Genomic DNA, 1,325 nt, shown 5'->3' on the forward strand with positions numbered 1-1,325 from the left:
ATTTTGATATAAACAGATGGATCGCTGCTTCTTGTAAGTTTTCGTAAAGCTCCCAAATAATCCTCTCGGTAAACAGTAGGAATCATTATCCTACTTTGACCTGCATGGACGAATTCGGCATTCATCATTACTCTGGCAATTCTGCCATTCCCATCTAAAAAAGGGTGAACCTCGCTAATTAAGAACATTATAAATGCAGCACGGGAGAAGGCATCTGTAAGAGCCTGATAAAACTCAAAGCCTTTTTTGAGAGTTCCTCTAACCATTGTGAAGTCCACAAAATGTGTTTCACCAGCCCGATTATTTTTATCCTTAAATTCTCCTGGTTTTTTAGATTGCCGGGCATCTAATAAAACTTTGTGGCGATAAGAGAGGATATCGAATAGTTCATCAACATTAGCCGGAATCAGCGACATTTCTTTTTTGCTGCTCACTAATTTATAGGTTCCGAGAATATCGTGCGAATCTTCGCCACGGTTTTTGATGGGTATTTGACTGTCAACAATTTGTTTTGCTTCCTCAATTTCAAAGACCGTTCCTTCAATGTAATTTGAAAAGTAAGCCTCAAAAAAAGCAAAATTTCTGAATGATTCAGGAGAAAGGTTTTTATCTTCAATATTCTCAAAAATATCTTGTTTAAGATGAATAAATAGCTTTTCAAAAAGTTTCAACCTTCCTTCATCATAAGGCTCTCCAAGGGCTCTTGCTTTTGCGATAGGAGAGGATAGAAGATTGGAAGGGCGTGTTTTTAATAATGCCCCAATAATTTTATCAAGCTTTGCAAACTCACTTTGCATCCCTGTTTTTACCGATATTTCTCTTGCATTATCTCTAAAGTCATTTAAGCCATTTTCGCCTTTGATTAAAAAAATCTTTTCCAGTTTATTTTCTAATTCCTCAACTGGGAGATTTTTGGGAAGTCTTCCTGTCTTTCTGGCAGATTGAAGATTCTCAAGAAATGCTCGTTCCTGGCTTGCGACATAGAGCTCACCAACAAATTTGGAATCTCCCTCAACAGGCTGTTCTCCCTTGAAAAAATTTAAAGTAATACCTGGTAATTCAATTTTTTTTGAATAAGAATAAGTTAGAAATATTTGTGAATCTTCAGTCGGTTTAAATTCCAAAGCAGATCGATGGCTTAATACTGCTCCGGGATACAAGTTTCCCAAAATTTGAAAAATATTTCTCTGAATAATTTTTGCAGCAGACTCCTCAAGATTAGATGTGTAAATACGTGGGGCAATTTTTCTGATAATGCCCTTATTTTCCATTTTGGAAATTTCTCTGCTAACTTCCGGATTACTTGAAGAAAAAATAAGTTCTTG

1 protein-coding gene is annotated in these 1,325 nt (G+C 36.0%); it reads right to left on the reverse strand.

Annotated features, from left to right (window positions below; genetic code table 11):
• Positions 1-1,325 (reverse strand): Fic family protein (locus tag BGO59_RS24540; RefSeq protein WP_293687753.1); only part of this gene is annotated, 1,325 nt, incomplete at both ends.

This window comes from Spirosoma sp. 48-14 (assembly GCF_001898575.1).
Lineage (GTDB): Bacteria > Bacteroidota > Bacteroidia > Cytophagales > Spirosomataceae > Spirosoma.